Genomic DNA, 7677 nt, shown 5'->3' on the forward strand with positions numbered 1-7677 from the left:
AACACGTGAGTCAATTCTTCCAGATTCATCCGGAAAACCCGCAGGCGCGCCTGATCAAACAGGCCGTGGAGATCATCCGTGCCGGTGGCGTGGTGATCTACCCCACAGATTCCTCCTACGCGATTGGTTGCCAGATCGGCGACAAGAATGCGGTCGAGCGCGTAAGACGCCTGCGTGACCTGGACAAGAACCACAACTTCGCGCTGATTTGCAGCGACCTGTCCCAACTGGGGCTGTTCGCCAAGGTCGACACCGGCACCTTCCGCCTGCTCAAGGCCCACACGCCGGGGCCCTACACCTTTATTCTCAACGCCACCCGGGAAGTGCCGCGCCTGCTGCTGCACCCGAAGAAGCGCACCATCGGTTTGCGGGTGCCGGAACACCCGATCGCCCTGGCATTGCTGGCCGAACTCGGTGAGCCGCTGATGAGCGTGTCGCTGATCCTGCCGGGCGAAGAGGAGCCGTTGTACGACCCTTACGAAATGCGCCGGCTGCTGGAAAAACACGTCGACCTGATCATCGACGGCGGCTACGGCGGCAACAAGGCTTCCACCGTGATCAACCTGGCCGACGGCGAGCCGGAAGTGGTGCGCGTGGGTTGCGGCGACCCGGCACCGTTCATGGTCGAGGCCTGAATGTCGGCCGTGGAAACCGTCGACAGCCAGGCGGGCGCCCAGCAGGAACTGCCATTTGCCATGGTCTACGGCCAGGCGGTCATGGAAATGCCGCTGGACCTGTATATTCCGCCGGACGCTCTGGAAGTCTTCCTTGAAGCCTTCGAAGGCCCGCTGGACTTGCTGCTGTACCTGATCCGCAAGCAGAACATCAACATCCTCGACATCCCGGTGGCGGAAATCACCCGCCAGTACATGGGCTATGTCGAGTTGATGCAGACGGTACGACTGGAACTGGCCGCCGAATACCTGGTGATGGCCGCGATGCTTGCGGAGATCAAGTCACGCATGCTGCTGCCGCGCTCGGAAACCATCGAGGCGGAAGAGGACGACCCACGCGCCGAACTGATCCGTCGCCTGCAGGAATACGAACGCTTCAAGGCCGCCGCCGAAGGCATTGACGGTTTGAGCCGGGTGGGTCGCGATGTGGTGGTGCCCAAGCTTGATGCCCCGGAAGCCCGGGCGCGCAAGCTGTTGCCGGACGTGAGCCTGGAAGAATTGCTGATGTCCATGGCCGAAGTCCTGCGCCGTGGCGACATGTTTGAAAGCCACCAGGTCAGCCGCGAAGCGCTGTCCACCCGTGAGCGCATGAGTGATGTGCTGGACCGCCTCAAGGGCGGCGGGTTTGTGCCGTTCGTAGAGTTGTTTACCAAAGAAGAAGGGCGCCTGGGGGTCGTGGTGACTTTTATGGCGATCCTCGAACTGGTCAAGGAATCCTTGGTCGAGCTGGTCCAGAATGAGCCTTTTGCGGCTATCCACGTGCGGGCGCGAGCCGAATAAAGAGCTGAATCGATGAATTTGACTGAACCCCGCGAACTGGCGCCGCTGCTGGAAGCCTTTCTCCTGGCCTCGGGCAAGCCGCAATCTTTGGAACGCCTGTTCGAGCTGTTTGAAGAAGCCGAGCGCCCTGAGCCGCCGGTGTTCAAGAAGGCCCTGGAGATTCTGCGCAAGTCCTGCGATGGCCGTGCGTTTGAGCTGCGGGAAGTGGCCTCGGGTTATCGCCTGCAAATCCGCGAGAAGTTCTCACCGTGGGTCGGCCGCCTGTGGGAAGAGCGCCCGCAGCGCTATTCCCGGGCGATGCTGGAGACCATGGCGCTGATCGCCTACCGCCAGCCGATCACCCGGGGCGAGATCGAAGACGTGCGGGGTGTGGCGGTCAACAGCCATATCGTCAAGACGTTGCTGGAGCGGGAGTGGATCAGGATCGTCGGCTATCGGGACGTGCCCGGCAAGCCGGCGATGTTCGCCACCACCAAGGTGTTCCTCGACCACTTCAACCTGAAAAACCTCGACGATTTGCCGCCGCTGGCCGAACTGCGGGAGATGGAGCCGGACCCGGTTCTGGACTTCGACGACGCGCCCGTGCCCGTCGGATTGCAGGAGCTGGCCGACGCCAGTGCCGAGCCGGAAGAGCCGAAGGACGAAACCAGTTTCCATACGCTGTTGCTGGAACTGGACGACATGGAGCAGGGCATCAAGACCGACTTCGACGATCTGCTGCGTGATGGTGCAGTCAGCGATGGGGAACCGGAGCCCGTGCTGCAACTGAACGTTGAGGTTGAGCCGCAGGTCGAAGATGAACCGGAGCCGGAACCGGAACCCGAAGAAGACATTCTCGGCGTCGCGGAAGCCCGTGCAAAACTGCTGGCCGCCGTCGCCGCTCTCGAACAACCGCCGCTGAGCGACGAAGAAGACGAAGCCCGTGCCCTGGCCGAAGCCATCGAAAACGAGCGCCGCCAATTCGAAGACTGACGCAGAAGAACTCAAATGAGCTCCACCAAAGACCCCTGCATCAGCATCTGCAAATTCACTGACGACATCTGCGTGGGCTGCGGGCGCAGCAAGCGCGAGATTCGCGCCTGGAAGAAACTCGACAAGGTCGACAAGCGCACGGTGCTCGCCGAAGCCGAGTTGCGCCTGCTGGCGCTGGGGGCCACCGGTCGGCGGAAAGGCAAATGAACCTGCACTTATCGACTAGTCTCTGATGCGCAACGCGCGCCATGAGCGTATGATTCGCGACCCTTTGGCGATGCGTTTGCCAACAGCCCAGCTTTTACTATCTTCAGGCCAAGCCTGAATCGACACACCGGGAGGTGCTTAAGATGAGTGACCAAGACCAGAACGACAGCCAGGAAATCGGCCCCGCAGGTGAAAAACTGCAGAAAGTCCTCGCCCGTATCGGCGTAGGCTCGCGCCGCGACGTAGAAGCCTGGATCACCCAGAAGCGCATCAAGGTCAACGGCGTTGAAGCCACCCTTGGCCAGCGCGTCGACCTGCACGATGCCATCACCATTGATGGCAAGGTCATCAAGCGTGAAGAGGCCGCCGAATCGGTGCGCCGCGTCATCATGTACAACAAGCCCGATGGCGAAATCTGCACTCGTGACGACCCGGAAGGCCGTCCCACCGTATTCGACAAGATGCCGCGCCCTAAAGAAGGCCGCTGGATCAACATCGGTCGTCTCGACATCAACACCACCGGCTTGCTGATGTTCACCACCGACGGTGAGCTGGCCAACCGGCTGATGCACCCTTCCTACGAGATGGACCGTGAATACGCGGTACGTGTGCGTGGTGAAGTCGATGACGAAATGATCGAGCGCCTCAAGGCCGGCGTCGTGCTGGAAGACGGCCCGGCCAAGTTCACCGACATCAAGCAGGCTCCGGGCGGCGAAGGCTTCAACCATTGGTACCACTGCGTGGTGATGGAAGGCCGTAACCGTGAAGTCCGTCGCCTGTGGGAATCCCAGGGCCTGGTGGTCAGCCGCCTGAAGCGCGTGCGTTTCGGCCCGGTGTTCCTCAACTCCGACCTGCCGATGGGCCGCTGGCGCGAAATGAGCCAGTACGAAGTCGACATCCTGAGTGCTGAAGTCGGCCTGACGCCGGTAGCCATGCCTCAGATGAACGCCAAGAGCAAAGACAAACTCGAGCGTATGCAGCGTAAATCGTCGCGCCCTGTTGCGCGTACCGACCGTGTTGCCCGCACCTTGCGCCCTGCGCTGGATGCACCGGCCACTGGCGGTCGCATCTCCCGCGAGCCGCACATCGAAGGCGAGCGTCGTCCTTCGGCACCGGCTCGTCAGGATGGCGAACGTGCTCCGCGCGCGCCGCGCCCGGCTGGTCGTGGTGGTGATGCACCGGCAGGCGGTCGCGGTAACCGTGGCGAGTCTGGCCGTGGTGCTCCGGCTACCGGCCGTTCCGACGACAGTGCCAGCACCAAACGCCCGGCCAAGCCAGCGCCGAAAAAGCGCCCGGGCTTGAAACTGGTCGATGACGCGCCATCGGGCAAGCGTCGTGGTGCACCGGCCGGTTCCGGCCAGCGTCCAGGTTTTGGTCGCAAGAAGCCGCAGTGAGTCGTTAAGCACTGCACAAAAAAACGCCAACCCTCGGGTTGGCGTTTTTTTTGGTCTGGATTTGGCGTGCACTCTACACAGCAAACCTGCTTTCCTGTGGGAGCTGGCTTGCCTGCGATGGCATCACCTCGGTATTGCCGGCGGACCGAGTTGCCTGCATCGCAGGCAAGCCAGCTCCCACATTTGATCTCCATTTGTTTTGAAAGTCGTCTCAGAACATGAACGCGCCATCAAACACCGGCTTGTCGTCGAGGGCCAACACGCCGCTGGCAAAGATCAGGTCCAGATGATGACTGCCTTTCTGCCCGCCACCCAGGCCCAGATGCAGCCCGCAGTGGCGCTCTTCAAAGCCGGCATTGCGCGCATACAGGTCCTTCACGCCTTCATTGGTGCCGATGCCCAGTTCCTCCACCCGGCGGTTGGACGGGTTGGCATTCAGGTATTTGTTGAAGTCGTCCGCCAGCCCCGGCACTTCGCTGGCGACGGTGCAGATGGTCGAGTTCTCGATCCACAGTTCCAGCGGTGATTGCAGTACGCCGTATTTACGCGCAAAGGGGATGGTGCTGAGGAAGGTGCCGACAAACCGTACCTGGCCGTTGATGGCCTCGCTGTGGGTCGCGATCTCGCCGGGCGCCAGGTCGTGGTTGCCGACGCCGTTGATATTGGTCCACTTCTTGATACTGCTCATGGGCGCTTCAAGGCGCGAGCCATGTTGGTCGGTGAAGCTCAGTACGCTGGCCTGGGACATGCGCCGGATCAACGTGGCGTTGAGGTCGGCGATTCGCTGGGGGGCGACGCTGAAGGTGTCGTAGAAGTAATCGCCATAGTCCTTGAGCAGCAGGGACTTTTTCCAGTGCTCAGCCATCACGCCCTGCAGTGCGCGGATAAAGTCCGGGCCTTCGGCGCGTGGGTTGGGCAAGGTCGAGGAATCGTAGAGAAACATGTACAGGTCGCAGTCTTCGATGGCCTTGGCCAGCGCTTCGCTGGGGGCCTGGTCCAGGCGCTGTACCTGGAAGTCGAAACGCGCGGCGCTGCCCTGGATGATCGACTGGGCGATGGCGTCGTAGCGTTCGGTATGGCCAAGCAAAATGGTGGGGCGGTGCAGGCCGGCGAGGGCCGGGTGATGGGCGAGGTAATACAGAAAATGTTCGACGGCGCGGGCCTTGTCCATGACGTCCTTCCTTCAAAGCCTTCGGTAGGAGCAGTGGCAGGTGCGGCGTCCCGCACCTGCCGGGGTGCCTGATCAGATTAGAAAGGCCACATCGCGGTGCCGAACGGCACGACGGCATCGGCTTGCATCATTTCAACGGCGGCCTCGTGGGTCGGCGCTTCAAACCAATCGTCGAGTTGCAGTTCGGTTTCCAGGTCATTTTCCAGTGCTTGCATGGTGAATCTCCTAGATGACGTTGTTTGAGAACGAGCATGCCAGCGGGCTGCGCTGGGCAAGTGGATGAACCTAGAAGAGTGTGTTTGGGAATGCAAAATTTTTATTGACACGGTTTCATTTGGATTTTTTATTCTGTTTTGCTGGCGTTTTGGTTTATGTCGACGAAACAGCGAGTTGGTTGCGTCGTTTTGTAGGAATGGTCCTTTCGTCAACTTCTCGTTATCTGAAAGAATTTTCCTAATGTCCCTCCTATCTGCCGCACCGCATCCTGTCAGCCCAGACAGGTTTGGCGGTGTACAATGCGCCGCGTTTTACTGTGATCCAACTATTTCAGGGCTATCCGCCTTGTTCATTCCGCCTGGCCACAAGCCCGTCGGGTTCGATTTCGTCACAGATAAAAACAACAGGTGACGTATGACCGTAAGAAAAAACGCTGGACCGGGGTTTGATCGGCGCTGCTGTAGCCCGTTACCAAAGCAGCACCCCTCCATGAGCACCATCAAACCTTGCGTGAGACCCTTTCCATGAGTGAAGCCAACTCGCATTCAGGCGAACTGAAGCGCGGCCTGAAAAATCGCCATATTCAACTGATCGCCCTCGGTGGCGCGATTGGCACCGGGCTGTTCCTGGGCTCGGCCGGTGTGCTGAAATCCGCCGGGCCGTCGATGATCCTCGGCTATGCCATCTGCGGCTTTATCGCCTTCATGATCATGCGCCAGCTGGGCGAAATGATCGTCGAAGAGCCGGTGGCCGGTTCCTTCAGCCACTTTGCCCACAAGTATTGGGGTGGTTTCGCCGGCTTCCTGTCGGGCTGGAACTGCTGGATTTTGTACATCCTGGTGGGCATGTCGGAGCTGACGGCCGTCGGTAAATACGTGCACTACTGGTGGCCCGAGATCCCGACCTGGGTGTCGGCCGCGGCCTTTTTCGTGCTGATCAATGTGATCAACCTGTCCAACGTCAAAGTCTTCGGCGAGGCCGAGTTCTGGTTTGCGATCATCAAGGTGGTCGCCATCGTCGGCATGATCGCCCTGGGCAGCTACCTGCTGGTGAGCGGCACCGGCGGGCCACAAGCCTCGGTGACCAACCTGTGGGAACACGGCGGTTTCTTCCCCCATGGCGTCGGTGGTTTGGTGATGGCCATGGCGATCATCATGTTCTCGTTTGGCGGCCTGGAGATGCTCGGGTTTACTGCGGCTGAGGCGGACAAACCCCGCACGGTGATCCCGAAGGCGATCAACCAGGTGATCTACCGGATCCTGATTTTCTACATTGGCGCGCTGGTGGTGTTGTTGTCGTTGACGCCTTGGGACAGCCTGCTGGAAACCCTGAATGCTTCCGGTGACGCCTACAGCGGCAGTCCGTTTGTGCAGGTGTTTTCAATGCTGGGCAGTAACACTGCGGCGCACATTCTCAACTTTGTGGTGCTGACGGCGGCGTTGTCGGTCTACAACAGTGGCACCTACTGCAACAGTCGCATGTTGTTGGGGATGGCCGAGCAGGGTGATGCGCCTCGGGTGTTGGCGAAGATCGACAAGCGCGGGGTGCCGGTGCGGTCGATCCTGGCGTCGGCGGCGATTACGCTGGTGGCGGTGTTGATGAATTATCTGATTCCCCAGCATGCGCTGGAGCTGTTGATGTCGCTGGTGGTGGCGACCCTGGTGATTAACTGGGCGATGATCAGTTTTTCGCACTTTAAGTTTCGCCAGCATATGGATCGGACGGGGCAGGTGCCTTTGTTCAAGGCGCTTTGGTACCCGTATGGGAATTACATTTGCCTGGCGTTTGTGGTGTTTATCCTTGGCGTGATGTTGCTGATTCCGGGGATTCAGGTGTCGGTGTATGCGATTCCGGTTTGGGTGGTGTTTATGTGGGTTTGCTACGGCATCAAGAATAAGCGCAAGGCTCGGGAGGGGGGGGTGTTGAGTCGGGGTTGAACTCGGGTACATATCCGTTGCTGCGGTAACGGCCGCTTATGGTTCCGCTCTTACAGCGGGTCACTTTGGAAAAGCCCCAAAGTAACCAAAGGGCTCTGCCCCGCCTGTCGGCACCTCGCCTAGGCTCGGTGTTCCCTCACTCCGGCATTGCTCCGCGGGCCGCCGCGACGGGGCGTCCCTGCCCCGTCGCGGCTAAACCGGCGTCCTGCCGGTTTACCCGCTCCTCAATCCCTGCGTTCGGCCTCGGGCTTATTGGGGCAGTCAGATCAAGATCAAAAGCAAGAGCACAGCGGCCTACAGGCCGGCTTGAGTGGTAGAAGCCAGAG

The 7677-nt window shown here is 60.2% G+C and carries 8 protein-coding genes; 6 read left to right on the forward strand and 2 right to left on the reverse strand.

Going from position 1 to position 7677, the window contains the following annotated elements; genetic code table 11:
- Positions 1–5 precede the first annotated feature (5 nt).
- The 5 genes from P3C29_RS31015 (at position 6) to rluB (ending at position 4027) form a co-directional block, all read left to right on the forward strand.
- Complete coding sequence (locus tag P3C29_RS31015) at positions 6–635, forward strand: L-threonylcarbamoyladenylate synthase (RefSeq protein WP_003220075.1); 630 nt, start codon at positions 6–8, stop codon at positions 633–635.
- Positions 636–755: 120 nt separating this feature from the next.
- Entirely contained in the window at positions 756–1454 is a 699-nt protein-coding gene (locus P3C29_RS31020) for a ScpA family protein (protein ID WP_173406103.1), read from the forward strand.
- 12 nt (positions 1455–1466) lie between these two features.
- Positions 1467–2426, forward strand: coding sequence for an SMC-Scp complex subunit ScpB (scpB, locus tag P3C29_RS31025; protein ID WP_275966287.1), 960 nt, complete (start codon positions 1467–1469; stop codon positions 2424–2426).
- Between the two features lie 15 nt (positions 2427–2441).
- Entirely contained in the window at positions 2442–2633 is a 192-nt protein-coding gene (locus tag P3C29_RS31030; protein WP_003220079.1) for a DUF1289 domain-containing protein, read from the forward strand.
- A 143-nt stretch (positions 2634–2776) separates the two neighbouring features.
- A complete protein-coding gene (gene rluB, locus P3C29_RS31035) occupies positions 2777–4027 on the forward strand; it encodes a 23S rRNA pseudouridine(2605) synthase RluB (protein WP_010169888.1) in 1251 nt (416 codons plus the stop codon).
- Positions 4028–4238: 211 nt separating this feature from the next.
- On the opposite strand, the gene P3C29_RS31040 is transcribed toward rluB, so the two are convergent.
- Both P3C29_RS31040 and P3C29_RS31045 read right to left on the reverse strand, forming a co-directional pair.
- Positions 4239–5198, reverse strand: coding sequence for a hypothetical protein (locus P3C29_RS31040; RefSeq protein WP_010169887.1), 960 nt, complete (start codon positions 5196–5198; stop codon positions 4239–4241).
- Between the two features lie 77 nt (positions 5199–5275).
- Positions 5276–5413, reverse strand: coding sequence for a hypothetical protein (locus P3C29_RS31045; protein WP_003175756.1), 138 nt, complete (start codon positions 5411–5413; stop codon positions 5276–5278).
- A gap of 525 nt (positions 5414–5938) precedes the next feature.
- Here P3C29_RS31045 and P3C29_RS31050 point away from each other — a divergent pair.
- Positions 5939–7351 carry an amino acid permease gene (locus P3C29_RS31050; RefSeq protein ID WP_275966288.1) on the forward strand — a complete coding sequence of 471 codons (1413 nt, stop codon included), beginning with the start codon at positions 5939–5941 and terminating at the stop codon, positions 7349–7351.
- Positions 7352–7677 lie beyond the last annotated feature (326 nt).

Source organism: Pseudomonas sp. 1912-s (assembly GCF_029269205.1).
In the GTDB taxonomy this organism is placed as follows: Bacteria; Pseudomonadota; Gammaproteobacteria; order Pseudomonadales; family Pseudomonadaceae; genus Aquipseudomonas.

Excerpts from the sequence above, each read along its gene's own strand:
- P3C29_RS31030 (WP_003220079.1), top strand. The coding sequence starts at position 2,442 with ATGAGCTCCACCAAAGACCCCTGCATCAGCATCTGCAAATTCACTGAC.
- P3C29_RS31040 (WP_010169887.1), bottom strand. The coding sequence starts at position 5,198 with ATGGACAAGGCCCGCGCCGTCGAACATTTTCTGTATTACCTCGCCCAT.
- scpB (WP_275966287.1), top strand. The coding sequence starts at position 1,467 with ATGAATTTGACTGAACCCCGCGAACTGGCGCCGCTGCTGGAAGCCTTT.
- rluB (WP_010169888.1), top strand. The coding sequence starts at position 2,777 with ATGAGTGACCAAGACCAGAACGACAGCCAGGAAATCGGCCCCGCAGGT.
- P3C29_RS31050 (WP_275966288.1), top strand. The coding sequence starts at position 5,939 with ATGAGTGAAGCCAACTCGCATTCAGGCGAACTGAAGCGCGGCCTGAAA.
- P3C29_RS31045 (WP_003175756.1), bottom strand. The coding sequence starts at position 5,413 with ATGCAAGCACTGGAAAATGACCTGGAAACCGAACTGCAACTCGACGAT.